Here is a 26,391-nt window from a genome sequence, read left to right as displayed (position 1 = left end):
AAAAGGGGCGGGATAAAAATCCCGCCCCTTTTTACATTCAGATTCACATCCAGATTCAATCAAACATCAAAGCAATCCAAAACAGGCCGCTGCAATGGCGGTTGGCACTAGCGCCGCTAAAAACACATTTAGCGGGCTAATCGATTGCTCATCAAAACATTCTTTTAAAATTGAAAATCCGGCTGGGTTAGGCGCGTTGGCAATTACCGTTAAACCGCCGCCGGTCACGGCGCCAGCGACTAATGCGTATTTGGCGGTGTCGCTAATGCCATCCACTAGAGAACCGAGATAGGTGAGTGCGGCGTTATCAGTTAACGCGGTTAAGCCGATAGCACCAAAAAATAAGGTGCCGGAACTCATTTGGGAAATTAAGGGCTGTAGCCACCATTGCTGTAAGCTACCGAGCACCACTAAACCGCCCAAAAAGAAACCGACTAATAAGCCTTCTTTCAACATTAATTTTTCTTGATGTTCTGGGTAAGCATGTGTGAAGCCGAGGAAGAACAGGAATAGTCCAATGAAGGCCACGGGGTGATGGCTGAACCAGACGGTGCCAAATAAAAACAGTAAATGGATGATGATTAAAAATGCCGGCATTTTTTTTGTTTCAACTTTTTGTTCTGTGGAATTTGCGGTTAATTGAGCCAATTCTTTTCTGAAAAACAAGCTGACCAAAGACGCGTTAATAAACACGGCAATAGCGGCTTTCCAACCAAATACGGTCGACATGAAATGTAAATCCCAGCCCCACTTTTCTGCCACCATTAACACCGGTGGCGCAGCGTAGGGCGTGAGCACGCCGCCGATAGAAATATTTACTAATAACACCGCCAACGTCAGGTATTTAAAGCGGTTTGATACAGCCTTACTAAAGTACAGGTCACGCAATAACAGCGCAGATAATGTCATCGCAGCAGGCTCGGTAATGAACGAGCCTAGTATGGGGATAAAGGACAAACATAAAAAATAACGTCCCAACATCGCCGGCACCGGTAATATCGACGTGATGCGATTTACCAGACTGCTGACGAACGATAAAATCGGGCTGGTCGCGGCGATGGTGAGAATCACAAAGACAAATAAAGCTTCGGTAAAATTCTGATCTTCCAGATACGCAATGGCTTGTTTTGAACTGCTGGAAAAAGTGATAAACAACAGCAAAATACATGACCAAAATCCAAACACGACTTCCACTTCACCCAATAAATGCCAAAGACCCGCGTGTTTTGAATCGGTATGGGCTAAATGCTGAAAATATTTAGTGCAGAACGTGTGTAACACCGCCAGCGCAAAAAGAACTGCGGCTGTGTATTGAATAAAGGGGGTAATTTGCATAAGGTTTTATACTTTCTCTAGTTTGGCAATATTTAAGTCTAAAACTTTCAAACCTAATTTGTAAAATTGAATGTGTGCCCTGCAATTGGTGCCGCTACCTTCTAATTTAATAATAATACCTTCGCCAAATTTAGCATGTTTCACACTTAAACCGATACGCCAGCCATCCGCATTGGTGGGGATAATGCTGTGATGCGAAGGATTTACTGGCTTAGCTTGGAAAGACGAATTGCCTGAATAACTGGTGTCACTATCCCAAGCAGATTTAGGCGGAGCAAACCAGTTTTGCTTAATTTGCGGCGTAAGCCATTTCACGTTTTCATCAGGTAATTCATTCAGAAAACGTGATTTGGTGTTGTACCGTATTTGCCCGTGCAACATGCGAGTTTGCGCAAAACTTAAAAACAAACGCTGTCTGGCGCGGGTAATTGCCACGTACATCAAGCGTCGTTCTTCTTCAATGCCGTTGGTTTCTTTGGCACTGTTTTCATGCGGAAATAAGCCTTCTTCCAAGCCGGTAATAAACACGGCATCAAACTCTAAACCCTTGGCGGAATGCACAGTCATTAATTGCAAAGCGTCTTGTCCGACTTGCGCCTGATTGTCGCCGGCTTCTAATGATGCGTGCGATAAAAAGGCCGACAACGGCGACATCAAGGTAGCCAGTGCTGCATCGGCATCCATGATCTCCATGCCGTCGCCTTGAACTAATGCCGTTTGGACGGTGCTGGCCGGGCCCATTAATGCCGGAGCGTCATTGGCAAAGCCTTCTTCGGAAATAAACAGAGCGGCGGCGCTCACTAATTGCTCCAAATTTTCAACGCGGTCTGCGCCTTCTTTTTCACTTTGATAGTGAGTAATTAAGGTGCTCAATTCCAGCACGCGTTGCACCAATTCCGGCAATGGCAACATTTGCGTTTCGAATCGCGCCGCTTCAATCAGTTTGACAAATGCGCCCAAGGTGGAGCCAGCTTTGCCCGCCAGATAAGGCACGGCTGCATATAAAGAAATACCATGTTGGCGTGCTGTGTCTTGCAGCGTTTCTTGCCCTTTTGCGCCGATGCCGCGAGTAGGGAAATTCATCACGCGCAAAAACGCCGAATCATTATGCGGGTTGTCCATTAACTGCAAATAAGCGATAGCGTGTTTGATTTCAGCGCGTTCAAAAAAACGCAACCCGCCATATACGCGATACGGTAAATTGGCTGAAAACAAAGCATGTTCAATCACGCGTGATTGCGCGTTGGAGCGATACAGCAAGGCGATTTGATCGCTGCTGATTCCTTGCCGCGTTAAGTCTTTAATCTGCTCTACCATCCATTGCGCTTCTTCTCGGTCGCTCGACGCTTCCTGAATGCGGATGACTTCGCCAAGACCGGCATCGGTGCGTAAATTTTTACCCAGACGTTCTGTGTTATTGGAAATGAGCGCATTCGCTGAATCCAGAATATGACCGTGCGAGCGATAATTTTGTTCCAGTTTAATGCGATTCTGAACCTGGAATTCACGCTCGAACGATGCCATATTGCCGACATTCGCACCGCGGAACGCGTAAATACTTTGATCATCATCGCCAACCGCTAAAACGGCAGCTTTGGAGCCTGCCATTAATTTAATCCAGCGGTATTGCAAGTCATTGGTATCTTGAAACTCATCCACCAGAATATGCTTAAAGCGCGCCTGATAATGTTCACGCAGCGGTTGGTTGCTAGCTAACAGTTCAACAGTGCGCAGTAATAATTCGGCAAAATCCACCACGCCATCGCGCTGGCATTGTTGCTCATAAATTCCGTAAATCTCGGCAAGCTGGCGGCTGATCGGGTCATGCGTTACTACTTTGGCAGCGCGCAAGCCTTGTTCTTTGGCGCTGTTGATGAAATACACGACGGTGCGCGGCGGGTATTTATCATCATCAATCTGGTTGGCTTTTAAAATTCGTTTAACCATCGACAACTGGTCTTGGCTGTCGAGAATCTGAAAAGTTTGCGGCAAGCTCGCATCTTTGTGATGTGCGCGCAACAACCGGTTGCATAGCCCGTGAAACGTACCTATCCACATACTACGGGTGTTAATGGGCAACATCGCCGACAAACGCGCCTGCATTTCTTTGGCGGCTTTGTTGGTAAAGGTCACCGCCATCAGGCCAGAAGGGGAAATTTGTCCGGTTTGAATTAACCAGGCAATGCGCGTAGTGAGCACTCGCGTTTTGCCTGAGCCGGCGCCAGCCAGGATTAAAGCAGATTCAGCCGGGAGAGTAACAGCTGCGTGTTGCTCTGGATTAAGATTATGGAGTAAATTTTGCATCCCGTGATTATACGGGATGCACTTGCCCTGACTTGCTTAAACGGTTGAAAAATTCCGATAGGAGAGCAGAGGGCGTGTTCATAATGGCAAGGTGTCAGGTGCTGGCACTGGCGACACGCCTTGCTCTAACGCTGCACGCTCTTGTGATGCGATGGCTCGTAGAAAAGCGTCACGGCTGCGCAGTCGTTCCCAATAAGCTAATACCGCAGGCGTAAAGCGCGACATTAGCCCTAGATGCTCTGCCAGTAGTAGCGCGTAACCAACAGAAATATCTGCGGCGGTAAAGCGATCTGCACATAAATAATCATGTTGGGCGAGTCTTATTTCTAACGTGCGCAAGCGGGCGAGGAACCATTTTGCATAATCATCGGCAACTTGCTGTGAGCGGCGCGGCTCAGGTTCAAATCGTGAGTAACGCAGCACGATGGTTTGAGGGAAAGTCAGGGTCGCTTCGCCGAAGTGGAGGTAATTAAGGTAGGCGCCAAAATCAGGTTCATCGGCATCAACATTGAGTAGGGTAGGTGCTGCACGCGCGACAAGGTACTGGCAAATCGCCGCAGATTCCGTCATCAATGTAGCGCCATCAACTAAGGCTGGAACAGTGCCGAGTGGGTTAATTGCGAGGTAGGATTTATCCAGCAAACGCGGCGGGAAATGTAGCATTTTCAATTCGTAAGGCCTGCCAAGTTCTTCCAGCATCCATAGCGGGCGGAAAGAACGGGCACTCATGCAGTGGTAAAGTTTGATCATCCAAAAACTTCCTTGGGAATGCTAGTCGGCTGAAATAAAAGAATGGTGCAATCCAGGCAACTGATCTAGTTGCTGAAAGCCGCATCAGCGCTAAATTGGCTTGAAGAAAACGCCACTTGGTTACGTCCTGCATTTTTAGCGCGATACAACGCTTTGTCTACGCGATTTAGTAATTTCGACATTGTATCCTCCGCCGCTTGGTGGTCGAAGAAGGCAACGCCGATGCTGGCAGTGACTGCAAATACATGGTTGTCGTCTGAATAAAGCTGTAATGCCTGGATAGCTTCGCGCAGCCGTTCGGTAACAACGCTTGCTTCGATTTCGTCAGTTTCTGGCATCAACAATAAAAATTCTTCACCACCATAGCGTGACGCGATATCGGTTTTGCGGATAGTTTCGTTGAAGGTTTTGGCAATTGCTGCAATGGCAAGGTCGCCAGTGGCATGGCCGAAAGTGTCGTTAATATTTTTGAAATGATCGATATCGATCATGCAAAGTGCCAGTGGTTTATGGAAGCGGCATGAACGTTCAATTTCATGATTGATCCACTCATTCATGCTGCGCCGATTAGCTAGGCCGGTTAAGGAATCTGTTGTTGCGAGTAGTTCTAATTCTTTCATCGCAGAATGCAGTTCCATGGTCCGGTCGAAAACACGTTCCTCAAGCAGTTTGCGTTCATCGATCAGCGACCTGTGCAGCAGCAGCGAACGTCGGGCGAGCGCGAAGCAAAAGATCATCGGCAAAGCGAGCCAGGTCAGTGAGCCGTTGAAATGGATAGTCTTGTTCAGCCAATGTGGGAGAGCATAGCCCAGTGATGATTGCAAGAACGGTGCAATCGCCGGGTCCCAGATCCGGTTGATAAAATCTGAAATCATGGATGGTGTCAGGCTGAGTAGCAGTAAGTAGCAATCGCGCTCACCGCGCCGACCGCCTCGCCAGCTGCCAATCATAATCAGTGCGCCGATGAGCACGTCCTGCCAATTGTCGTAACTGAAACGGTCAAATGGCATTGGCATAACGGGCACGCCAATTTTGGCAAGCATGGACCAGAGTAATAGCAGAACGTTGAATGCGATCACTAGTTTTAGGATGCGTGACACCACGATGCTGTGTCGGTCGAATTTTCCGAATCGAATCGCAAGCCAGCACAACATGGCTTCTGATATCGGGCATCCAAACTGCCAGACCCAGCCGTAATTTATTCCAACAATGGGTAGATCAACCTGGTCCCAGGCTATCAGTGTCACGCCGAGTGCAAAGGTGTATATCGAATAAATTCCGAAATCGAGATCGCGTAGGGCTATCCCGAATGAGGCGATAAACATTGCCGAGGTAAGCAGCACGACGGCAGCAAAAATGGTCGTCATCAGCAACCGCTGTTGTTCCATCACTCCGACAGAAAGTGGGCTGAATCCCTTATTAATTACCCGCTCCTGGAAGATTGGATTGGAAGAATTAAATCGGACATACAACGGGCCATTGGATAGTGCGGCGGTCGGAAATAGGATACGTCTGCCGATTTCGATCGCCAACTCGCTTTGTCGGTCATGGGTTGATTGGGTGATTTCCTTGCCTTGTCCATCGAATAATACGGTATCAATTAATGGGGAGCGCTGCAGGATTAAGTAAGCGCTGCCGTTGGTGTCGCTTCGTTGATTTTGCGCGCTTAATCTCATCCAGCAACGCCCCTTGGGCGGAATCAACAGCGCTGTGTCGATCATCGGTTGCCAGATTACGGCTATGTTTTGGGGTTGTAAAGAGAGGTCGGCCGCACCGCAATAGGTGGAAAAAATCTCTTCCTTCAGTGTAGTCTGAGCATGACAATTACCGGCAGCGATGCACAAAAGCACGAATTGGAAGGCAAGAATCACTGACAGTCGAAAGGGGGTGCGGGTCATCTTGGCAGTAAGAAAAAGTACGCAGAAAAAGTAAGCAAAAACAAGGCAAACATCCGGCTCGGACTATTGCTCAGTGTTTCAAATAACTATTTTAAGAGATTTATATTAAGGCAATGTTACATTTGGTAAAGATTATAGCGCAGCTCTCTTTTTGATAGACTTCCGATTCAAATTTTGATGTTTTTTGTTGTATTGCGTCACAAATGAGAGCAATAAACTATCAATAGTTGCTATTGATTATATGTAGCCTGCTTCTTTTTGGCTACGCAAGGCCAGAACAAAAACGGTATCAATTTCGGCCAGGTAACGATATAAAGCAACATGACCATGTGAACGGCGGCCTATCACTAATTCCCTGTTGTTAGAGTTAACAGTGCGGCCTATAAGTGGATTGTATTCAAGCACTGAGATCGCTTGAATGATCTCTTGAATACGTGCAGGAGGATTTTCAACATTGTATTCGACAAGGTGAGCAAGAATACGGTCTATGTCTGCGCCAACCTCAGTTGCTAACTCGATGCGGGTCATTGTTAGCGCACCAGTTTCTTGGCGGTAGGGCGAATAGCTGATGTTTTACCACTGGCTCGGCTTTCAAGATAGTCACGCATTTCATGCCAAGGAATGGCTTTTCCAGTAGCTAGAATATTGGCGTAGCGCGCTTCTGCCTCATTATCAAAGTCACGCTTTAGCTCTTCTTGAGCAGTTTTTTCTGCAATGGCTTGAAGAATAAAGTTGTGCGTAGTTGTTTCAGCGTGATTGGCTGCAGCGGTAATCCGGGCTTTTAACTCATCGGATAAACGAATTGTGGTCGTGGTCATAGCAGGCTCCAGCGGTTTCCTAGACAAGGAATAAAGTGTAGCACATAAGTGCTACAAATATTTTTCTGGAATATTTTTACTTAAATAAGTCACAAAATCCACGCGCCGCTAGCTCTGGATTTTCTGCCATATACACACTACTTATGGCTGCCACCATATCCGCACCAGCCGTAACTAAAGGCTGGCAATTTTCTATCGTCATGCCGCCAATCACCACATTCGGCAGCGCAATTTCTAGTTTGGCTTGCGTGACGATGTTGTGCGGCGTGGTGACGGGATATTTTTTAATCCGCGAAGGATAAAAGCCGCCGAAAGCGACGTAGCTTGCGCCTTGCTGTTGTGCGGTGTGAGCCAGTTGCATATCGCCATAACAGGATGCTCCGACGATTTTATTCGGGCCGACGGCGGCGCGAACTTGAGCTACTGATGCGTCTAACCCGCCTACGTGTATGCCATCTGCATCTAATTCCATGCAGAGCTCTACGTGGTCGTTGATGATGAAGGGGCAGTGATAAGCGCGGCATAATTCCAGCAAGGCCGTCGCTTGCTGTTTGCGTAATTGACCGTCTGCCGTTTTATGACGATATTGCAGCAAGGACGCGCCGCCTTTTAAGGCTAACTCGCTGATCTCCAGTAGTTGGTTGGTGTCATCCCAATCAGGGGTAACGAGGTACAGTCCGGTGAGATTAGTGTTCATGGTGAATTTGGAATAAAAGTGCGGTTTGGTATTAGTTGGCCTGGTGCGATGGCATATGCATGTTCCAGCGTCTGGTGGCAATAGGTTTGTGCTGCTTCAAGTGCCTGCTGCATGGATGCGCCGCAAGCCAGCTGTCCAGCGATGGCCGAGGCCAAGGTGCACCCGCTGCCATGAAATGCGCCTGCTAAACGCGGCCATTGCCAATCCCTATTTTCTTCACCGTGAAACCAGCTATTGGTGATGTTGGCGTCGGTGCTATGTCCACCCTTAATTAAGATATCCGTCGCACCGAACTGCATTAAATGCCGCGCTTGTTGCAAGGCGCTCTTGGCATCCGGGCAAAGTTTGGCGGCTTCAGGCAAATTGGGTGTGATTAACGTGGCGATGTTGAGTAATGGCGAGATGGATGCCAGTGGATCTTCAACTGCTAAAGCGTCGCCATGACCGCTCGCTAAAACCGGATCTAGTATGACGGGTAGATTGGGATACTGCTTTTTAATAGCAGTGATCCATCCCGCTAAAGCCGCCGCATTCGTCTGGCTGGCAATAATGCCTATTTTGATGGCGCTAATAGGCATCTTGTTGGTCAGAGTTTGCGCCTGCTGCAAAATGAGGTCGGCAGCGACGGGGTGCACCGCAAATACCCGATCATTATCTTGCACGGTAATAGCGGTAATAATTGGTAGCGCGTGTGCGCCTTGCGCGGCAATCGCTTCAATGTCGGCAGAAATACCCGCGCCGCCACTGGGATCACTACCCGCAAAGACTAAAACACACGGCTTCACTGGCTTATTTAACTTAGACAACGCGACCAGACATCGGCGACGATGCGGAAGCACTAAATCGTTTTGGAATTCGACCAGCTAAAAATGCTTCGCGTCCAGCTTCCACCGCCAAGCGCATAGCGCGTGCCATGCGTATCGGGTCTTGCGCACCGGCGATGGCGGTATTCATTAACACACCATCACAACCTAATTCCATGGCAATTGCTGCGTCGGAAGCTGTGCCTACACCGGCATCGACCAATACTGGGACTGTGGCGCGTTCAATAATCAGCGATAAATTCCACGGATTTAAAATACCCATGCCTGAGCCAATTAAGGATGCCAGCGGCATGACTGCGACGCAGCCTATGTCTTCCAGCATCTTGGCTTGAATCGGATCATCGCTGCAATACACCATCACATCGAAGCCGTCTTTTACTAAAATTTCGGCGGCGATTAGTGTTTCCGGCATATTCGGGAATAAACTTTTTTCATCGCCTAACACTTCGAGCTTGCAAAGTTTATGTCCGCCCAATAATTCACGCCCGAGTTGCAAGGTATAGATAGCGTCTTTGGCGTTATAACAGCCGGCCGAATTTGGCAGAATGGTGTAACGCGATGGCGGTACTACATCGAGTAAACTTGGCGCGTTCGGGTCTTGGCCAATATTGACGCGACGGATCGCCACGGTAATGATGTCCGCTCCACTGGCTTCTGTCGCCAAACGGGTTTGTTCCAAATCGCGGTACTTGCCGCTGCCAACCAATAGGCGCGAAGAATACGTTTTACCAGCGATGGTGAATCCAGTATTTTCTTTAGACATTTCAAATTCCATTCATGTGCAAAAACAGCTTTGTAGGGTGGGCACGGGTTTGTGCCCACGCGTTACTTAAGATGAACAATAGCTGCAAATAAAATCCATTGTTTATTAACGGTTACGCGTGGGCACGATGAAGCTGTGCCCACCCTACAATCAACCGCCGCCAATCGCACGCACTACATCAACCTGATCTTGCGCTTGTAATTGATGTTGGCCCCAGTTGGGGCGCGCAATAATGCTGCGGTTCACCGCAACAGCAATTGCCTGTTGCGTTAAATTTAAAGCGGCGACCAACTCAGCAACCGATTGCTGTTCTGTTAGTTGATGCGCTGCGCCGTTTAATATAATTTCCATCATTACTGTTTTCGATAAATTTCCGCGCCGGATTTAATGAATTCGACTGATTTCACTTCCATGCCTTTTTTAAGTGCCGCAATTTCGCTAATACCTTGCTTTGCAGCATATTCACGCACTTCCTGAGTGATCTTCATCGAACAGAAATGTGGGCCACACATCGAACAGAAATGCGCTACTTTGGCGGAATCTTTAGGCAACGTTTCATCGTGGAATTCACGCGCTTTGTCTGGATCTAAACCGAGGTTGAACTGATCATCCCAACGGAATTCAAAGCGTGCTTTAGACAATGCATTGTCACGAATCTGCGCGCCCGGATGACCCTTCGCCAAATCTGCCACATGTGCTGCAATTTTGTACGTGATGATGCCGTCTTTAACGTCGGCTTTGTTTGGCAAACCTAAATGTTCTTTCGGTGTGACATAGCACAACATCGCCGTGCCGTACCAGCCGATGGTGGCAGCGCCGATACCGGAAGTGATGTGATCGTAACCCGGTGCGATATCGGTAGTGAGAGGCCCCAGAGTATAAAACGGCGCTTCAAAACATTGTTCCAATTGCAGATCCATGTTTTCTTTAATCAGGTGCAGCGGAACATGGCCTGGGCCTTCGATCATCACTTGTACGTCGTGTTGCCAAGCGATTTGAGTCAGCTCTCCCAGTGTTTTTAATTCGGCTAATTGTGCTTCATCATTGGCATCAAAAATAGAACCTGGGCGTAAGCCATCGCCTAAACTGAACGAAACGTCGTAAGCTTTCATGATCTGGCAAATTTCTTCAAAATGCGTGTACAGGAACGATTCTTCGTGGTGCGCCAAACACCATTTCGCCATGATCGAACCGCCGCGTGAAACGATACCGGTTAAGCGTTTTGCGGTCATCGGTACATATTGCAAACGTACACCAGCGTGGATGGTGAAGTAATCCACACCTTGTTCTGCTTGTTCAATTAAGGTGTCGCGGAAAATTTCCCAAGTTAAGTCTTCGGCCTTGCCATTCACTTTTTCGAGGGCTTGATAAATCGGTACTGTTCCAATAGGTACTGGCGAATTGCGGATAATCCATTCACGCGTTTCGTGGATGTGTTTACCTGTCGATAAATCCATCACGTTGTCTCCGCCCCAACGAATCGCCCAAGTCATTTTTTCTACTTCTTCACCGATTGAGGAAGTGACTGCCGAGTTACCGATATTGGCGTTGATTTTGACTAAAAAATTACGGCCGATAATCATCGGTTCTACTTCAGGATGATTAATGTTGGCAGGGATAATCGCGCGGCCACGGGCGATTTCTTCGCGTACAAATTCAGGAGTAATTTCGGCAGGCATTGCTGTGCCAAAATTTTGACCTGGATGTTGACGGCCCATTAAATCGGCCAGTTTGTTGCCCATTACGCCGGATTGACGCAATTTTTCCAGATATTCTTTACGCTGCATGTTTTCGCGAATCGCGACATATTCCATTTCTGGAGTAATGATGCCTTGGCGGGCGTAATGCATTTGGCTGACATTTTTTCCGGCTTTGGCGCGGCGCGGCAAGCGGGTTAAATTGAAGCGCAGTTCGGCGCATTTCGGGTCATGCAAACGCTCAACGCCATAGGCTGAGGACGGGCCGGAAAGCTCGTCGGTATCATTCCGTTCTGCGATCCAGTTGGCGCGCACTGCAGCCAAGCCTGAGCGGATATCAATGGTGGCGTTCGGGTCGGTATAAGGGCCGGAAGTGTCGTACACGTAAATCGGTGGATTTTGCTCGAAGCCAAACGAAGCTGGCGTATCCGATTGGCTGATCTCGCGCATCGGTACTTGAATATCAGGGCGGCTGCCTTGTACGTAAATTTTGCGCGAATTCGGTAATGGCGCAATAGCGGCTGCATCAACGGTAGCGGTGGCGGATAAGAATTTTGGATTAGCGTTCATGTTGCTTCCTAGTGAGTAATTCGATTTCTAAATCTAGAAATGAATAAAGTAGTACAGCGGGGGAGGCGGGGAGTGCGGCAGAGAGGTGAATAGCCGGGCACTTGTGCTTCCCTACGCTGGCATTATCCAGATCAGGTCAAGGGTATTTCTCACCTGCCGCAGACATAGAGCTTGATTTGTCTGAGGAAGGACCCCTAGCAGTGTAATGTGTTGCTTCTAAAACAGTTATTTGCAAACCAGTTACAGCGGGCATTATAGCTATAAATTTCGGTTTTCGACAGGGGTTTGAAGGGAGTGAGGATTAAAGTAAAAAAGCTTATATTTCAATTTACATACAGCGGTATATTTTTAATATTATGGTGGTAATGATAAATACTTATATGGTGATGAAAACATACTATCAAAATTGCATTTTTATAGTTTGAAAAGGTATTAGAGGCATTAAAAAAATGGATAAACAGGAAAGTATATGAAATCACCTGATCTATCGGAGTTTTCAAGTTTTTTTGCTGCTCATAGCATCGCCCACCACGCCAGTATTTGTTCTAATCAGGCCTTAACCGATCATTCTGTCCCTAAAAAATGACACTTCATTGTCATTTTTTAGCGCTTTATCGCATTCACTTCGACTAAGTAATCGCCGCAAATATAATGATTCGTCTTGAACTTGTATGATCCCCATCAACGGCGTTATTCCATTGGAAGTGCGACCAATTAAATTAAGGAAAATGTATGCGTAACATAAAATGCTTGTTAGCCGTTAGTGCCGCTCTTGTTTGTTTTAATGCCGCTAATGCCGCACCTGACAATTCAGCTTCATGGGTTGATGTCAGCAACGCTAATACCAACCGATTGATTGAAGCGCAAGCGAAATTTGTCCCGGAACAGGCTTCTAGTTTTGGTTTGGCTCAATACGATGGTTTGGCAATAGACCTTGGCCCTCATATTGATGAACGGTTGATTGCCTCAATGCAGCTGGTGCGGGCCGATTTGAAAAAACGCCAATTGGAAGAAAAAGATGCGCGGGTTCGGCAAGACATTGATATTCTCATTGCATCCATCGATAACGACATCACCTCAACGCAGCTTGAGAACAAATACTTGCTGCCGTGGAGCGACCTTCCTCAACTGATGTTTGGAAGCATGCTGGATTTGTTGCAAGAACAATTGCCAGCAGAACGACGCGCCAAAGCACTGGAACGCTTGCAGCGTTATGTGGGAATTTATCCCGGTAGCGAATCGGTAACAAAACAAGCCGAAGCACGGTTTATGGAAAAATTAGGTAAGCCAGGTTTGCTAGGCCCGACTAAAGAACGGGTAGATAAGTCATTGACCAACGTACCTACCTACATCAAGGGTATCCGTGATTTATTCGCCAAGATGAAGATTGAAGGCGCAGAACCGACACTGGCTGCCATGGAAAAACAGCTGAACGACTATGCTGCGTGGGAGCGCGCTAAAGTGCTGCCTGTTGCGCGTGAAGATTTCAAACTTCCGCCGGAGCTATATGCGCTTAGCCTCAAGCAAATGGGCATTAATATTGATCCGCAATTATTGATCCAGCGTGCGCAAGTTGAATTCATGGAAACCCGTTCAGCCCTGCAGCAAATAGCGCCGGTAGTAGCGAAAAAATTAGCGATTGACGCTAGTGATTATCGTGACGTAATTCGTGCGATGAAAAAGAACACTATTCCTAACGATCAGTTAGAAGCGTTCTACAAAAAGGTGAATGTCACATTAGAAGAAGCGATCCGTACAGGGAAAATAGTCGAGGTACCAAATCGTCCGATGATTATGCGTTTGGCTTCTGATGCAGAATCTGCTGCGCAACCAGCACCGCATTTTCAGCCGCCACAATTGATCGGTAATACCGGTGAACAAGGTCAGTTCATTCTTCCTGTTGGGAACCCAGCTGCTGCCGGTAAGAGCGAAAGCTATGACGATTTCAATTTTCCCGGCGCTGCGTGGACTTTAAGTGCGCATGAAGGTCGTCCAGGTCATGAATTGCAGTTCAGCGCAATGATTGAACACGGCGTTTCTCAGGCACGTAGTTTGTATGCGTTTAATAGCGTTAACGTAGAAGGTTGGGCCTTGTACGCAGAAGCGGAAATGGTGCCTTTTGAGCCAGCTGAAGGTCAAATGATTGCGTTGCAATTGCGTTTATTGCGTGCCGCAAGAGCCATGCTCGACCCAATGCTTAATCTCGGTTTAATCACCCGTGAAGAAGCCGGTCGCATTTTGACCGATGAAGTGTTGATATCACCAGCAATGGCACGTCAGGAATTAGATCGTTACACGCTGAACATGCCTGCGCAGGCCGGAAGTTATTTCTACGGTTATTCACGTCTGTTGCAATTGCGTGCTGAAACCGAATTGGCGTTGGGTGCAAAATTCGATCGTTTCGCCTTTAATAATTTCTTGCTCAGCCAAGGTTTGTTGCCGCCAGATTTGTTAGCGAAAGCGGTACGTGAGGAATTTGTCCCGGCACAAAAAGCGAAAGCAGTTTTAGCTAAAAACTAAATATGTGATGACTGCTGGTTTCGAGGTTCGTATTGAAACTGGCAGTCAGTAGTAAATCAGGCAGGTAAAACGGTAAAGAGACATGTACGTCCACGGAAGTTGACGTGCATCTTAAACGTGCGCACAATCTCTATTTCCTTCTAGCGGGCCGATTGAGCTTCGAATCTAGCCCCTCCCCACCTGAGATCTCCACGTATGAGCACTAACCAGCGTTTTGCACCTAAAACTGAACTCACCATTACGCCTTTTTGGCGCAGGTTGCCGGGATTCTTCATCTATCCACTGAAAACTGCCTCCATTCTGCGGATTGCCGGATACGCACTCGTTGCCGCACTTACTGCAGTACTGCCCAAGTTGTTGGGCGGCATAGTCAATCTTGTTTTGATTGTGCTTTTTTTAAAGTATGTGTTTGTGATCATGGAACGTACCATGAATGGGCAATTTGAAAGCGAAACCAGTCTTGATGCGGACGAGGGCGATGTAAAACAGGTGTTTCGTCAGTATGGCCTGATTATTATTTTGGCGTTTCAAATTGGCATCTGTGCCGCACTCGGTGGCCGTAACGGTTTATTTATAAGTCTGTTGATGGGCGGGTTGATGATGCCAGCCGCGATCATGATTATTGCAGTCACGCATAGCTTGTCACAGGCGCTGAATCCTTTACGCATTTTGTTCTATATAAAAACTATCGGTATTCCCTATTTGGCGTTGTGTTTTTTTCTGTTTAGTTTGATGGGTAGCAGTGCCTGGTTACAAAGTTTTTTGCATGCGCATGTCACTTCGTGGATGGTGCAGCCGCTGATGAATTTTGTCAGTTTTTATTTCATGCTGATGATGTATCACATGATGGGTTATGCGATTTACCAATATCACCAAAAATTGGGTGTTGATGTGGAAGTCGGATTTGAGCAGGCCGAAGCCAATCTGGCAGAGAAAAAGGGCAGTGATCCTGCGCTCGCTTTATTGAGTACGTTAATCGCGGATGGGCAGGAACAGGCCGCTATTGACTTGCTGCGTGAAGCGATAAAAGCCCGTTGGGAAAATAACGAATTACATGAGCGTTATCAAAAACTGCTAATGGCTCATGACCCCAGTGCGGCGCAACATCATGCGCGTGAATTTATCGCGAAAATGGTCAATGAAAAACGTTTATTCAAGGCGCTCGATTTATGTGAATATCACTTGAAACTGGACCGAGAATTTCGACTTCAGGATTCGTACCAGATCCACGTATTGGCAACGGCGGCCAAATTGGCGAGTCGCCCCAAACTGGCCCTGGATTTAATGCGCCAGTTTGACCGACGCTACCCAACTCACCCGGATATTCCAGCGATCTACTTTTTATCCGCGCAATTACTCAGCGAGCACTATCGTAAAAACGCCGAGGCGCAACAAATTTTGCAGGCGATTCAACGGAAATTTCCCGACCATCCCTTGGCCGGTAATGCGCGTGATTATGCTGTGGTGTTAGATAAAATGGCAGCGTTGGGCTGACGTTTTAGCCCGATTTTTAGCTCATTTGCAGTATTTTATTTGCTGCCTGAGCTTCTTCCGAATGTGGAAATTGCCGGATTAAACGCTGTAAAGTCGCGTTGAACTGGTCTTTGCGCTGCTCACGATAATAACCACGCGCCAGCGCTAACAGTACCGTCGGAAGTTCTTGGTGCGGTGGCGTGGCACGTTGCAATACAGCGGTTAATTTTTCCGCATCATCCACATAGCCGGTGCTGGCAAAACGTTGTGCCAACTTGCTGACCAGATCACTCCCTAAACGGTGCGAAGGTTTAGCGCAGCGCAGATACTCCTGAAAAATAGTGTAAGTCTGATGTGATGTCGTTTCATCCATGGCGCGCAAGGAGAGCAGGCGTAACGCCGCGCGGTGATATTCCTGGCTAGCCGGATCCGCTTTGGCAGCACGATAAACCAGTTTCGCCAAATTCACATCCTTGGGGTGTTTGGCTTGAAGTTCCGTGAAGATGCTCAAGGCTTTTTTGAACTCCATTTGCCCCAAATAATTCATGCCGCGTTGGAATGCGGCGCCATCCATTTCATCTTTTTCGGCTTCTTGATGCTGTTGTTTGATCTGATTGGGACGCTGCCAGCGATACAGCGAGGCAATCAACGCGCCGCAAAGCAAACCACCAAAGTGCGCCATATACGCAACATGCGAGCCATTTGCGCTAAAAAACTGATACAACTCATTACCCAGCCAAAGCGGCAGCAGCATAATCGCCGGGGCGCGGACATAGTCAAAATAAAATCCCAGCGAGTAAAAGAAATCAATTTTTCTAGAGCCGAAAATGACAGTGTACATTCCCATCACGCCGGCAATTGCTCCGGAAGCACCCAGCAAGGTTTGACTGACTTCAGCGTTCAGTAACCCAAAACTATACGCTGCTACCAAAGCTGAAATACAGTAACCCAGCGTAAAAACAATTTTCCCAACCATCGATTCCACCAGAAAACCGACTAAAAAAAGTACCACCATATTACCGAGTAAATGATCGAATCCGCCATGTAAAAATGCGGAAGTAAAGGCCTTGAGCAAGCTTGGGTTATCTACCTCGAAAATATAGCGGGAGGTAAAGGAACGTTGCTCCATATAGTGTACGTGCTGGGTTTTCCAATTGGTGTATTCCGGCGCTGTTGGTGTAATGATTTTTTCGGACTGTAAGGCAAGCATGAATTTGGTGTCATGCACCATTATCGGTAACGCCATACCATTTTTTTTCAGTAGCAGAGCATTGAATTTTTTGAATTCATCGCTGCGACCCTGTTGCTCAAGATAGCTCGCATAGCGCGGTAATTCCCAGTCGGGTAACTCGGAAGAGAAATAGTATTTTCCAGCTTGCTGTTCGTGCTGTGCATCCTTACCTTGCAATGCAAAGAACACGTAACAGTTCACTAAAATCAGCAACAGAGTGATGATAGGTGGTCGCTTCCAATTTACTCTGTCGCCAACGGGGATAATAAACATGGTGGTTAATATGGTCTAAATACGTTGTTTCCGCTTACGTTACAAATAGTTGCTTATTTGCATTATTGGGAGCTTATAGGCTTCGTGGAAGTTTGTCTATGCCCTAAATAGGGCATTCAATCATGTAGGAAAAATTCCTTCGCCATTAACTCTGTAATCGCATTCCCGTCGTTTTAGCTGCTTTTTTATCGAACGTAGCGGTATAGTCGCAACCTGCTTTATGTGCGGATCGTTCAATCAAACAATCGGAAAAATCTGCATTGGAACGCGTAAAAATTGTCAGTGCTTTGATTGCTGTTTCTGCATTTTCCACGACTAATTCTTTGGTTTTTAACAGCATGTCGAGAATCGTAATGACCTCTGGTTTGGTCGCGTTGTAACAGCTTTGCATGACCCAGACTAATTCAGTTAATGCCACGATGGTGATGTAACCTGGATTTTCGCTGGATAGGGAGGTAATTAGCGTGGTGGCAATGGCGGATTGTTGCGGCTCATCTTGGGCAATGTAGCGAACCAGTACGTTAGTATCGAGCCCGATCATCGTGCTTTTGCCGCTTGGGCGGCGATTGCCTGATTCATAGCCTCAATGGTGATCGGTTTTTCTGGCATGTGCAGCATGCCTTTCAGCGCGAGTACTGGGCTGGTGGCTGGGATGATGGCAAACTGTCCTTTTTGAATTTCAATAAACTCAATCCGGCTACCTGCTTCAAGACCAAGTGCGGCGCGGATGGGGGCTGGGATCGTGATTTGACCTTTTGTGGTCATGGTTGCCGTTGTCATCATTTTCTCCTTGATTCCTTACATTAAGGTAAGGAATCAAGCTTGTCAAGGAGAGGATATTAGCATTTGCTACTTTTTAACCGACTTCTCCACATAACAATTCTCCTGCAAAAAACGCATCGCGCCGTATAAATTGGTGTCCCAATCATCAAGCAGGTAGGTTTGCGCTTCCAGGCTAAAGTCAGTCCAGTCGTCTAGCAAGCTAGCTTGCTTTTCATGCGGAGCATGCTGTTTGATGAAGTCGCTAGCCAGTTCTGGCTGAAAGCCTTCGCTGCGGATTTTTTTGACTAAGGTTTTTGCTGCTTTTTCGCTCAAACTGGTTTTGGCTGGAGTGGCGGCGGCAATGCACAGCAGCATTGTCAATATCGCGTCGATATCGGTTTTGCCCTTGGTGTGCTTGCTCCATTCTTTGGATACCAGCGCGTCATAGCTGGCGCTGTCTTCCATGTCGTGGTCGCGGATGAAGAAGCGATCTTTTAGCTGATTGATCAGCTTATCCAAAGAAATTTCTGTATCGAGAATTTTTGGAATGTCGTTGGTCAGAATATCGTGTTGCAGGCGCGTGATGATGGCTTGCTCTGCTGTGCTCAGTTGCTGACTTAGTTCAATGCTCAACTTTGCTGCTTTAGCGATGCCTTTGCTGCGCGTGAGATTGAGCATGTTGGCGAATTCCACCTGATTAAAACAGCGGATATTGACGATGACTTTCTTTTGCAAACTGATTAATAGCGCGCTGCGGATAATTGCTTCGGCTTCGCTATGTTGGTCATGAAAATCATGCGCAGATAAACCGAGCGCTTTTCCCAGTTTTAACGCCAGATTAATCTCTACCTGATTCGTTTGCCGTTGCTGAACTGCCGCTTGATAATCCGGTCCAGTTTTTTTGCGTGACCAGAACTCCAGGAAATCTTCGATCCGGCCTTTTTCATCCATGCCCAGAATCGCATATTCAGGCATGGCAAACAGCGCTTTGAGTAAATTCGAGCCGCCGCGTGACAGGCTTAAAAAAGTATTGTCACGGATTAGTTTTGCCGCAAGTTCCAAGTCGCCCTTAGCGGTTTCAATTAGGTACAGGCTGGCTAAATTGACGATGCGCAGGCGCGCTGTGTCAATTTCCGGACGCAGGTATTGACTACCAAAGGCGGCGGCAATCTGCACCATGCCTTTGGGTGCTTCAATGGCGATGGCGCTTATTTTTTCGTTGTTGATGATGCCTTGTTGAAAACCGTAACGGAGTGCTTTTTCAAAAAACGGCCTATCTTCAAACGTGGCAACTTGAAAGTCGCTGTCAGTATCGCTCATCGTGGTTATAGAGCCGATTCTTCTTGCAAGCCTTCAAAATCAGGGCGCTCGGTACTTGGCATCGGTTTGTCATTATCTAAAACGCCTTCCGGCAATTCACCCATGTTTTCCATAAAGGCGTCATGTTGGGCATTTTCTTTTTTCAGGCGTGCGCGTAATTTTAGTAACACTTCACGGAAAATATCCGGATGTTGGTAGCGCAGAATCGTGGTGACTTCCATCCAGTCATGGTCTTCCACATTCGACATGTCAAGCGGTGACGATTGCGGTTCCGATTCGCGAGTTAAATTGAGCAAGTCATCATCAATGGCCTGAGTTTTAACTTCGTCGCTGTATTCAAATAAATCGAAGGTCGCGTAGCGATAAAAGAATTCGATGCGTTCGGTGCGTTCAGCCAGATAATCGGCCAGTGCGTCATAACCGCCATCGACTTCACTGATCGCATATAAAAATTCAGATGGGTCAGCGTCTTCGCGGAAAATCACCGAATTGATCATGCCACGTAATTGTTCGTGGCTTAAATCGGCGTAACGTTTTTCCAAAACCACCGCCTGTGCGAATTGCGCCGGAGTGACCAATAAATTGACCAGTGATTCTTTAGAGCAGTCGTATTCGCGAATAATGGCTAATAAATCTTTGGCCGGAAATTGATCCAGAGCGACCACTAAAGCCTGGTCGCCTTCGGTTTCAGCCAAGGTTGCCAAAGCAGATTCTGCGCCGACGATGTCGCCAGCCTTAATTAAGTTTTGTGCTTGTATCAGTGCAGGTAGGCTCATGGTTTCCTTGTATTAGTAGGTAAGTGAGTCAAATATTAAAGTTACTCTTTACGATCAAAACCTTGTTCAGCCAGCCAGTTTGCGCCGGCTTTATCTAAATCATATTCGGTGGTTTCGCCTTCATCGGCCACGCGCTCATCCGAATTCAGGTAAGCGTCGTTATTGTCGTCGTCATGCTCATTGTCGTGCTCATGATCATGGAGATCATCATCTTGATCTTCGTGATCAGCACTGTGCTCGTCTTCGTCGGCATTCGACGGATGTGCCGCACGTGACTGGCTGCTGCGGTTTAAATATTCCAATCCGGCTGTGGTGATTAAAAACGCTTCACCGTCTGGGTCGGTTAGTACGATGTTGACTAAGGCCTGTGCCCAAGGCTCCAGAATAATGGCCTTTTTTAGCGTTTCCCAAGTTGGGAATTTATTCTCTTCGCGTGTCACCAGCGCTTCCAACACCATCACGTTTTTAAAAAAGAAACCGCCATGAAAAGCCACTGCCACCATTTCAGGTGCGCTTTGCATCATCATCAATAATTGCGGAACCTGTTCGCGCTTTTTGGCCAGACGTGCTTTAAGCACGTTGTTGCCTTCAGAATCGGTGCGCAAGTCATCTAATTCGGCATTGTAAGATGATTTTAAATTCGCAAAATAACGTGATATTTTCAATGCAGTACTCCTGATACATAAGTGGACCAAATTTCGCTGGCGGTTTCGAGCGGTGATTCCAGCAGATTGCGCCGCCGGTTGTCATCATAAACGGCTCTTGTTACCGGGTCAGAAAGCACTTCATAAGCTTCCCTAACTTCGCGAAATTTGCTTGGTGCTAGTTCTGACGTGTTTTTATCCGGATGAAATTCAGAGGCTTTCAGCCGGAACGCTTTTTTAATTTCGTCTGGTAACGCAGTACTGGCTAGACCCAGCACCGCGTACAAATCTTTATTAATGTTCATGACCGTGAGCGCCATGGACATGGCCGTGCTCAATTTCTTCTTCTGAAGCGGCGCGTACTTCCAACACTGTTGCTTCAAAACGCAGCGCCATGCCAGCTAATGGATGATTGCCGTCGACAGTTACTTTGCCTGCATCAATTTTGGTGATGCGGAATTGATGCGATTCTTCTGTTTCTGGGTCACGCGTTTCAAACATCATGCCGACTTCAATATCGGTTGGGAACAAGCCGACTTCTTCTTCGCGAACCAGGCTTTCTTCGATTTCACCAAACGCTTCGTCTGCGCTCATGTTTACTTTGACCGTGTCGCCCGCAGCGCGGCCTTCCAGCGCGGCTTCAACCGGTGGCAAAATGCTGTCGTAGCCGCCGTGTAAATACACAATCGGCGCATCATTTTTGTCGATTAATTGGTCGTTTTGGTCGAACATGCTGTAGTTGAGGCTGACGACGGTATCTTGAGTAATTTTCATAGTAATTTGAGGTGTGGTGTTGGTGGTGAATCCGCAGAATTTTAGGTGCGCGTTAGCGAGCTAGTTAAAATGAGGTGCGCAGAGCGCGGATTCAGTTAAGACGTTACTTCGGTAAGGGCGATATTGTACCAGAGCAGCAAGCTAAGTTAGCAGTGGCGCATCTATTGTTGCGCTTGTTTGTCTTTGTTTTATTATTTAGCATACCGGAGCATGCAAATAAATAAATCGATCTATCTATAAACTAAATTTCTTATTGAGCTATTAATATACTGTCGAAAAATGCGATTTTTATCGACTGGAAAGCCATTGAATACGTTAAATTTTTCAAAAAACAGAGCGAGTATATGATTTTTGTGTTTTTGATGCAAAAGTACGTTATTTAGTCGGAATGAATCGCTATTATCCGCTTCGTTAGAGTGGAGATCAATGTTGTTCACTGGAATATTGTTGGCATATACAGACGCAATAGAACAAGATAAAGTCGGTAAAAATGATATGTCCCTATTAAGTTGGCTTAAAAAGTGTTTTGTTAAGTCTCTGTTTGCTCTTCGGCTATCCTAAACTACGTAAAAATTTCAACATCAATTTAACAAGGAAAAATATGTTACCAAATTTCATTTCACGCACTCGCTTAGTCGCCCTGTTTAGTGCCCTGCTATTGGTGAGCACGTTGGCGCAGGCTGAAGCACCTCCGGCAAAATTGGCCAATATCGTGATCCTGGCTACCGGCGGCACCATTGCCGGTTCCGGTGCCAGCAGTACGACAACGGTGGGCTACACTTCTGCCACCGTAGGCGTTGATAACTTGATTAATGCGGTACCTGAATTAAAAAAAGTGGCAAATGTGCGTGGTGAGCAAGTATTTCAAATTGCCAGTGAAAGTCTGACGAATGAACATTGGCTTAAATTAGCCAAGCGCGTCAATGTGTTGCTGGCTCAACCGGATGTTGATGGAATCGTTATTACGCACGGCACCGATACCATAGAAGAAACCGCTTATTTTCTCGACTTAACGGTAAAAAGCCGCAAGCCTGTCGTCGTGGTTGGTGCTATGCGTCCCTCTACGGCCATTTCGGCAGATGGTCCGATTAATTTGTACAACGCGGTGCTGTTGGCGGCCAGCAAAGATGCCATCGGCAAGGGTGTTTTGGTCAGTTTGAACGATCAGATTAATGCCGCACGTGAAGTGACCAAAACCAATACATCTACGCTGGATACGTTTAAAACACCTGAACTCGGCATGCTGGGTTACATCCAAGATAATCGCGCCCATTTCTATCGTCAGTCGACGCGTAAAAATACCTTAGACACTGAGTTTGACATTGGCAATCTGGACGTCCTGCCACAAGTTGATATCGTTTATGGCTATGCCAATGTGAATCGCATTGCACTGGATGCGTTCGTTACTGCTGGCGCAAAAGGCATTATTTATGCAGGTGTGGGTGACGGAAGTCTGGCGGCGCAAATAAAAGGACCATTGGCAGAGGCGCGTAAAAAAGGGGTGATTATTGTGCGTTCCAGCCGCGTTGGACAAGGTATTGTGGCCCGCAATGGCGAAGCCAATGATGATGACCTTGACTTTGTCACTTCTGATACGTTAAATCCGCAAAAAGCACGTATTTTGTTGATGTTAGGTCTGACTAAAACCCATGACACCAAGGCGTTGCAAACAATGTTTTCTATCTATTAAGTAATGAACAGGCAATGAAGATGGCAAAAGTGCATCGCCTGCGTGCCAGAGCTGCCGAACATGTCGGCAGTGCTGAAGCGGAGCATCGGGCGAATTTGGATGTCGCATTGCGCTATCCCGGCAAACGTAGTTTGGCGCAAGTGTTGAGTCAAATGCCTAATGTCGGTAAAGACGAGGATTTTGTTCGGCCTATAGAATTAATGCGTCAAGGTTTGGCCGATGTTTTTGATTGATACCAACAATCACCATTCCTGGTTACGATGCAATATCGCAGACTATTGCCAATAGTGGCGTAACTCTGCTCAACCCCTTTGATAATGTCAGTTGATTTTGGCGTTATTTGCCGAAAAATCTGGGATAATCAGCCCTTCTGAAATAAATTACCGACCACTATCATGGAATTAGCTAAGTCATTTGAGCCCGCCGAAATCGAGAAAATTTGGCGTAATGAGTGGGAGCAACGCGGTTATTTCGCGGCTTCCATGGATCCCAACGCTCCCTCGTTTTGCATTCAGCTACCGCCACCGAACGTTACCGGTACCCTGCACATGGGGCACGCTTTTAACCAGACAATTATGGATGGCTTAACCCGTTATTACCGGATGCGTGGTCACAATACTTCCTGGGTGCCGGGCACCGACCATGCCGGGATTGCTACCCAAATCGTGGTGGAACGTCAGTTAGATGCGCAAAAAATCTCGCGCCATGATTTAGGTCGTGAAAAATTCGTTGAAAAAGTCTGGGAATGGAAAGAACAATCCGGCTCCACTATCACCGGACAGATGCGCCGCATGGGAGCCTCGGCCGACTGGGCGCGTGAATACTTCACCATGGATGCACCGCGTTCTAAAGTGGTGGCCGATGTGTTTGTTCGCCTGTTTGAGCAAGGCCTGATTTATCGCGGTAAACGGTTGGTTAACTGGGACCCGGTATTAGGTACCGCGGTGTCTGATTTGGAAGTGGTGTCGGAAGAAGAAGACGGTTCGATGTGGTATATCCACTATCCGTTTGCCGACGGCTCCGGTCAAGTGACCGTGGCCACGACCCGTCCGGAAACCTTGCTCGGTGACGTAGCGGTAGCAGTTGATCCGACCGACGAACGTTTTACGCATCTGGTTGGCAAGATGTTGAAACTGCCGCTCACTGATCGCGAGATTCCGATTATTGCAGATGAATACGTTGATAAAGCCTTCGGTACCGGCTGCGTCAAAATTACGCCTGCTCATGACTTTAACGATTACGCCGTCGGTCAACGTCACCATCTGCCGTTAATCAGCATCTTGACGCTGGACGCCAAAATTGTGGATGAAGCGCCGGAAGCGTATCGCGGTCTGGATCGCTTTGTTGCACGTAAAAAAATGGTGGCCGATTTAGATGCGCAAGGTTTGCTGGAATCGGTAAAGCCGCACAAACTCATGGTGCCGCGTGGCGACCGTACCAATGTCGTCATTGAGCCGATGCTGACCGATCAGTGGTTTATGGCGATGAGCAAACCAGCACCGGAAGGCACGCACTTCCCGGGTAAATCGATTGCCGAAGTCGCGTTGGAAAAAGTAGCGAACGGCGAAGTTAAATTCGTACCGGAAAACTGGAGCACCACTTACAACCAGTGGCTGGGCAATATTCAGGACTGGTGTATTTCACGTCAATTATGGTGGGGTCATCAGATCCCGGCCTGGTATGGTGATGACGGTCAGATTTTTGTTGCACACAGCGAGGCAGAAGCCAAGTCCAAAGCAGCGCAAGCGGGATATAACGGTGCATTAAAACGCGATGAAGATGTATTAGACACTTGGTTCTCGTCGGCGCTGGTGCCATTCTCAACCATGGGCTGGCCGGAACAAACGCCAGATTTAGCGGCTTTCCTGCCCTCATCCGTTTTGGTAACCGGTTTTGATATCATCTTCTTCTGGGTTGCACGCATGGTCATGATGACCGCGCACTTCACTGGAAAAGTTCCGTTCCACACAGTGTATGTGCATGGTTTGGTGCGTGATTCGAGCGGCCAGAAAATGTCCAAATCCAAGGGTAATACGCTGGATCCGATTGATCTGATCGACGGTATTTCGGTCGATGCATTGGTCGGCAAACGCACCACTGGCTTGATGAATCCGAAAGACGCAGAAAAAATCAGCAAGGCTACCCGCAAGGAATTTGCCGACGGTATTCAAGCGTACGGCACCGACGCGCTGCGCTTTACGATGGCGAGCTACGCCTCACTTGGTCGCAACATCAATTTTGATCTGGGTCGCTGCGAAGGCTATCGCAATTTCTGTAATAAATTATGGAATGCCACGCGTTTTGTGTTGATGAATACCGAAGGTAAAGACTGCGGTTTTGACAGCCATGTAGACGGTGTTTGCAAGCCGGAATATTTAGATTTTTCACCAGCGGATCGCTGGATAGTTTCTGCTTTACAGCGCACTGAACAAGACATCGCTAAAGGCTTTGCCGACTACCGTTTCGACAATATCGCCGCCAGCATTTATCAATTTGTCTGGGATGAGTATTGCGATTGGTATTTAGAAGTTGCTAAAGTACAGATGCAACATGGCAGCGAAGCGCAGCAACGCGCAACTCGTCGCACCTTGTTACGCGTGCTTGAAACCATTTTGCGTTTGGCGCATCCGATCATTCCGTTTATTACCGAATCCTTGTGGCAAACCGTTGCGCCATTAACTGGTCATAAAATGAATCCGGCTGGTGACAGCATCATGTTGCAAGCGTATCCGGAAGCTAATCTGGACAAACTCGATGAAGCCGCCGAAGGCTGGATGACGGCCTTAAAAACCTTGACCGATTCTTGCCGTAATCTGCGCGGTGAAATGCAATTGTCACCTGCACAGCGCGTGCCTCTGTTGATGCAAGCCGTGAGCAGTGAAGAGAAGCTGCGTTTGCAAGCTTTTGCGCCGTACTTGCAAGCGCTTGCTAAATTATCTGAAGTACAGGTGTTAGATGCGTTGCCAGAATCACCAGCGCCAGTGTCGATTGTTGGCGAAACCAAGTTGATGCTGAAAGTGGAAATTGATGTGGCCGCTGAACGTGAACGTTTGAATAAAGAAATCACGCGGTTAGATACCGAAATCACCAAAGCGCAGGCTAAGTTGGACAATGAAGGTTTTGTAGCTAGAGCACCTGCTCAGGTTGTGGCGCAAGAGAAGGAAAGAGTGGCAAACTTCTCCGCTACACTGAATAAGCTGCGCGAGCAGTTTGCGAAGCTGCCCGTCGCGTAATTAATCAGATTAAAGCAGGCGTAACGTGTCGATAAGCTG

24 protein-coding genes and 1 riboswitch are annotated in these 26,391 nt (G+C 47.5%); of the genes, 5 read left to right on the top strand and 19 right to left on the bottom strand.

The window, feature by feature from the left end:
• Positions 1 to 66 precede the first annotated feature (66 nt).
• The 11 genes from S2091_RS18665 to thiC form a co-directional block, all read right to left on the bottom strand.
• A complete protein-coding gene (locus S2091_RS18665; protein WP_105533479.1) occupies positions 67 to 1,335 on the bottom strand; it encodes a putative Na+/H+ antiporter in 1,269 nt (422 codons plus the stop codon).
• Positions 1,336 to 1,341: 6 nt separating this feature from the next.
• Positions 1,342 to 3,639 (bottom strand): UvrD-helicase domain-containing protein, encoded by a 2,298-nt coding sequence (locus S2091_RS18660; protein ID WP_105533478.1) that lies wholly within the window; start codon positions 3,637 to 3,639, stop codon positions 1,342 to 1,344.
• A 78-nt stretch (positions 3,640 to 3,717) separates the two neighbouring features.
• Positions 3,718 to 4,389, bottom strand: coding sequence for a glutathione S-transferase family protein (locus S2091_RS18655; protein WP_105533477.1), 672 nt, complete (start codon positions 4,387 to 4,389; stop codon positions 3,718 to 3,720).
• Positions 4,390 to 4,454: 65 nt separating this feature from the next.
• The gene (locus S2091_RS18650; protein ID WP_105533476.1) at positions 4,455 to 6,287 is read right to left on the bottom strand and encodes a GGDEF domain-containing protein; all 1,833 of its coding nucleotides are present in this window, start codon (positions 6,285 to 6,287) and stop codon (positions 4,455 to 4,457) included.
• A 237-nt stretch (positions 6,288 to 6,524) separates the two neighbouring features.
• Positions 6,525 to 6,815, bottom strand: coding sequence for a type II toxin-antitoxin system RelE/ParE family toxin (locus S2091_RS18645; RefSeq protein ID WP_105533475.1), 291 nt, complete (start codon positions 6,813 to 6,815; stop codon positions 6,525 to 6,527).
• A 2-nt stretch (positions 6,816 to 6,817) separates the two neighbouring features.
• Positions 6,818 to 7,105: a CopG family ribbon-helix-helix protein gene (locus S2091_RS18640; RefSeq protein WP_105533474.1), complete on the bottom strand. Its 288-nt coding sequence runs from the start codon at positions 7,103 to 7,105 to the stop codon at positions 6,818 to 6,820.
• A 76-nt stretch (positions 7,106 to 7,181) separates the two neighbouring features.
• Complete coding sequence (gene thiE / locus S2091_RS18635; protein ID WP_105533473.1) at positions 7,182 to 7,802, bottom strand: thiamine phosphate synthase; 621 nt, start codon at positions 7,800 to 7,802, stop codon at positions 7,182 to 7,184.
• A complete protein-coding gene (thiD, locus tag S2091_RS18630; RefSeq protein WP_243405482.1) occupies positions 7,799 to 8,587 on the bottom strand; it encodes a bifunctional hydroxymethylpyrimidine kinase/phosphomethylpyrimidine kinase in 789 nt (262 codons plus the stop codon). The genes thiE and thiD overlap by 4 nt, the downstream gene beginning before the upstream one ends.
• Positions 8,588 to 8,600: 13 nt before the next feature.
• A complete protein-coding gene (locus S2091_RS18625; protein WP_165795027.1) occupies positions 8,601 to 9,389 on the bottom strand; it encodes a thiazole synthase in 789 nt (262 codons plus the stop codon).
• A 150-nt stretch (positions 9,390 to 9,539) separates the two neighbouring features.
• Positions 9,540 to 9,743, bottom strand: a complete 204-nt coding sequence (thiS, locus tag S2091_RS18620) for a sulfur carrier protein ThiS (RefSeq protein ID WP_105533470.1) — start codon at positions 9,741 to 9,743, stop codon at positions 9,540 to 9,542.
• Positions 9,743 to 11,656, bottom strand: coding sequence for a phosphomethylpyrimidine synthase ThiC (gene thiC / locus S2091_RS18615; RefSeq protein ID WP_105533469.1), 1,914 nt, complete (start codon positions 11,654 to 11,656; stop codon positions 9,743 to 9,745). The genes thiS and thiC overlap by 1 nt, the downstream gene beginning before the upstream one ends.
• Before the next feature lie 91 nt (positions 11,657 to 11,747).
• A riboswitch (TPP riboswitch) is annotated at positions 11,748 to 11,862 on the bottom strand.
• Between the two features lie 526 nt (positions 11,863 to 12,388).
• On the opposite strand from thiC, the gene S2091_RS18610 reads away from it, so the two are divergent.
• Positions 12,389 to 14,176 carry a DUF885 domain-containing protein gene (locus S2091_RS18610; RefSeq protein ID WP_105533468.1) on the top strand — a complete coding sequence of 596 codons (1,788 nt, stop codon included), beginning with the start codon at positions 12,389 to 12,391 and terminating at the stop codon, positions 14,174 to 14,176.
• Between the two features lie 195 nt (positions 14,177 to 14,371).
• Positions 14,372 to 15,670, top strand: coding sequence for a tetratricopeptide repeat protein (locus tag S2091_RS18605; RefSeq protein ID WP_105533467.1), 1,299 nt, complete (start codon positions 14,372 to 14,374; stop codon positions 15,668 to 15,670).
• A gap of 16 nt (positions 15,671 to 15,686) precedes the next feature.
• On the opposite strand, the gene S2091_RS18600 is transcribed toward S2091_RS18605, so the two are convergent.
• From S2091_RS18600 to S2091_RS18565, 8 genes are all read right to left on the bottom strand, one after another.
• The gene (locus S2091_RS18600) at positions 15,687 to 17,153 is read right to left on the bottom strand and encodes a rhomboid family intramembrane serine protease (protein WP_105533466.1); all 1,467 of its coding nucleotides are present in this window, start codon (positions 17,151 to 17,153) and stop codon (positions 15,687 to 15,689) included.
• 145 nt (positions 17,154 to 17,298) lie between these two features.
• Positions 17,299 to 17,694, bottom strand: a complete 396-nt coding sequence (locus S2091_RS18595) for a PIN domain-containing protein (protein ID WP_105533465.1) — start codon at positions 17,692 to 17,694, stop codon at positions 17,299 to 17,301.
• Positions 17,691 to 17,936 (bottom strand): AbrB/MazE/SpoVT family DNA-binding domain-containing protein, encoded by a 246-nt coding sequence (locus S2091_RS18590; protein WP_341477007.1) that lies wholly within the window; start codon positions 17,934 to 17,936, stop codon positions 17,691 to 17,693. The genes S2091_RS18595 and S2091_RS18590 overlap by 4 nt, the downstream gene beginning before the upstream one ends.
• 66 nt (positions 17,937 to 18,002) lie before the next feature.
• The gene (locus S2091_RS18585) at positions 18,003 to 19,235 is read right to left on the bottom strand and encodes a hypothetical protein (RefSeq protein ID WP_105533463.1); all 1,233 of its coding nucleotides are present in this window, start codon (positions 19,233 to 19,235) and stop codon (positions 18,003 to 18,005) included.
• Between the two features lie 5 nt (positions 19,236 to 19,240).
• Positions 19,241 to 20,011, bottom strand: coding sequence for a hypothetical protein (locus S2091_RS18580; protein ID WP_105533462.1), 771 nt, complete (start codon positions 20,009 to 20,011; stop codon positions 19,241 to 19,243).
• A gap of 41 nt (positions 20,012 to 20,052) precedes the next feature.
• Positions 20,053 to 20,676, bottom strand: coding sequence for a hypothetical protein (locus S2091_RS18575; protein ID WP_105533461.1), 624 nt, complete (start codon positions 20,674 to 20,676; stop codon positions 20,053 to 20,055).
• Positions 20,673 to 20,960 (bottom strand): J domain-containing protein, encoded by a 288-nt coding sequence (locus S2091_RS18570; RefSeq protein ID WP_105533460.1) that lies wholly within the window; start codon positions 20,958 to 20,960, stop codon positions 20,673 to 20,675. The genes S2091_RS18575 and S2091_RS18570 overlap by 4 nt, the downstream gene beginning before the upstream one ends.
• Positions 20,950 to 21,429, bottom strand: coding sequence for an FKBP-type peptidyl-prolyl cis-trans isomerase (locus S2091_RS18565; protein WP_105533459.1), 480 nt, complete (start codon positions 21,427 to 21,429; stop codon positions 20,950 to 20,952). Before S2091_RS18565 ends, S2091_RS18570 begins: the two co-directional genes overlap by 11 nt.
• A gap of 601 nt (positions 21,430 to 22,030) precedes the next feature.
• Here S2091_RS18565 and S2091_RS18560 point away from each other — a divergent pair.
• The 3 genes from S2091_RS18560 (at position 22,031) to S2091_RS18550 (ending at position 26,352) form a co-directional block, all read left to right on the top strand.
• Positions 22,031 to 23,119 carry a type II asparaginase gene (locus S2091_RS18560; RefSeq protein ID WP_105533458.1) on the top strand — a complete coding sequence of 363 codons (1,089 nt, stop codon included), beginning with the start codon at positions 22,031 to 22,033 and terminating at the stop codon, positions 23,117 to 23,119.
• Positions 23,120 to 23,133: 14 nt separating this feature from the next.
• Positions 23,134 to 23,352 carry a DNA-binding protein gene (locus tag S2091_RS18555; RefSeq protein WP_105533457.1) on the top strand — a complete coding sequence of 73 codons (219 nt, stop codon included), beginning with the start codon at positions 23,134 to 23,136 and terminating at the stop codon, positions 23,350 to 23,352.
• 162 nt (positions 23,353 to 23,514) lie between these two features.
• The gene (locus S2091_RS18550) at positions 23,515 to 26,352 is read left to right on the top strand and encodes a valine--tRNA ligase (protein WP_105533456.1); all 2,838 of its coding nucleotides are present in this window, start codon (positions 23,515 to 23,517) and stop codon (positions 26,350 to 26,352) included.
• Positions 26,353 to 26,391: the final 39 nt, after the last annotated feature.

The organism is Solimicrobium silvestre, from assembly GCF_002976435.1.
Lineage (GTDB): Bacteria > Pseudomonadota > Gammaproteobacteria > Burkholderiales > Burkholderiaceae_D > Solimicrobium > Solimicrobium silvestre.
Note: the sequence above shows the minus strand (reverse complement) of the source record. Positions and strands in the feature narration are given on the sequence as shown.

Excerpts from the sequence above, each read along its gene's own strand:
- S2091_RS18665 (WP_105533479.1), bottom strand. The coding sequence starts at position 1,335 with ATGCAAATTACCCCCTTTATTCAATACACAGCCGCAGTTCTTTTTGCG.
- S2091_RS18660 (WP_105533478.1), bottom strand. The coding sequence starts at position 3,639 with ATGCAAAATTTACTCCATAATCTTAATCCAGAGCAACACGCAGCTGTT.
- S2091_RS18655 (WP_105533477.1), bottom strand. The coding sequence starts at position 4,389 with ATGATCAAACTTTACCACTGCATGAGTGCCCGTTCTTTCCGCCCGCTA.
- S2091_RS18650 (WP_105533476.1), bottom strand. The coding sequence starts at position 6,287 with ATGACCCGCACCCCCTTTCGACTGTCAGTGATTCTTGCCTTCCAATTC.
- S2091_RS18645 (WP_105533475.1), bottom strand. The coding sequence starts at position 6,815 with ATGACCCGCATCGAGTTAGCAACTGAGGTTGGCGCAGACATAGACCGT.
- S2091_RS18640 (WP_105533474.1), bottom strand. The coding sequence starts at position 7,105 with ATGACCACGACCACAATTCGTTTATCCGATGAGTTAAAAGCCCGGATT.
- thiE (WP_105533473.1), bottom strand. The coding sequence starts at position 7,802 with ATGAACACTAATCTCACCGGACTGTACCTCGTTACCCCTGATTGGGAT.
- S2091_RS18625 (WP_165795027.1), bottom strand. The coding sequence starts at position 9,389 with ATGTCTAAAGAAAATACTGGATTCACCATCGCTGGTAAAACGTATTCT.
- thiS (WP_105533470.1), bottom strand. The coding sequence starts at position 9,743 with ATGATGGAAATTATATTAAACGGCGCAGCGCATCAACTAACAGAACAG.
- thiC (WP_105533469.1), bottom strand. The coding sequence starts at position 11,656 with ATGAACGCTAATCCAAAATTCTTATCCGCCACCGCTACCGTTGATGCA.
- S2091_RS18610 (WP_105533468.1), top strand. The coding sequence starts at position 12,389 with ATGCGTAACATAAAATGCTTGTTAGCCGTTAGTGCCGCTCTTGTTTGT.
- S2091_RS18605 (WP_105533467.1), top strand. The coding sequence starts at position 14,372 with ATGAGCACTAACCAGCGTTTTGCACCTAAAACTGAACTCACCATTACG.
- S2091_RS18600 (WP_105533466.1), bottom strand. The coding sequence starts at position 17,153 with ATGTTTATTATCCCCGTTGGCGACAGAGTAAATTGGAAGCGACCACCT.
- S2091_RS18595 (WP_105533465.1), bottom strand. The coding sequence starts at position 17,694 with ATGATCGGGCTCGATACTAACGTACTGGTTCGCTACATTGCCCAAGAT.
- S2091_RS18590 (WP_341477007.1), bottom strand. The coding sequence starts at position 17,936 with ATGATGACAACGGCAACCATGACCACAAAAGGTCAAATCACGATCCCA.
- S2091_RS18585 (WP_105533463.1), bottom strand. The coding sequence starts at position 19,235 with ATGAGCGATACTGACAGCGACTTTCAAGTTGCCACGTTTGAAGATAGG.
- S2091_RS18580 (WP_105533462.1), bottom strand. The coding sequence starts at position 20,011 with ATGAGCCTACCTGCACTGATACAAGCACAAAACTTAATTAAGGCTGGC.
- S2091_RS18570 (WP_105533460.1), bottom strand. The coding sequence starts at position 20,960 with ATGAACATTAATAAAGATTTGTACGCGGTGCTGGGTCTAGCCAGTACT.
- S2091_RS18565 (WP_105533459.1), bottom strand. The coding sequence starts at position 21,429 with ATGAAAATTACTCAAGATACCGTCGTCAGCCTCAACTACAGCATGTTC.
- S2091_RS18560 (WP_105533458.1), top strand. The coding sequence starts at position 22,031 with ATGTTACCAAATTTCATTTCACGCACTCGCTTAGTCGCCCTGTTTAGT.
- S2091_RS18555 (WP_105533457.1), top strand. The coding sequence starts at position 23,134 with ATGAAGATGGCAAAAGTGCATCGCCTGCGTGCCAGAGCTGCCGAACAT.
- S2091_RS18550 (WP_105533456.1), top strand. The coding sequence starts at position 23,515 with ATGGAATTAGCTAAGTCATTTGAGCCCGCCGAAATCGAGAAAATTTGG.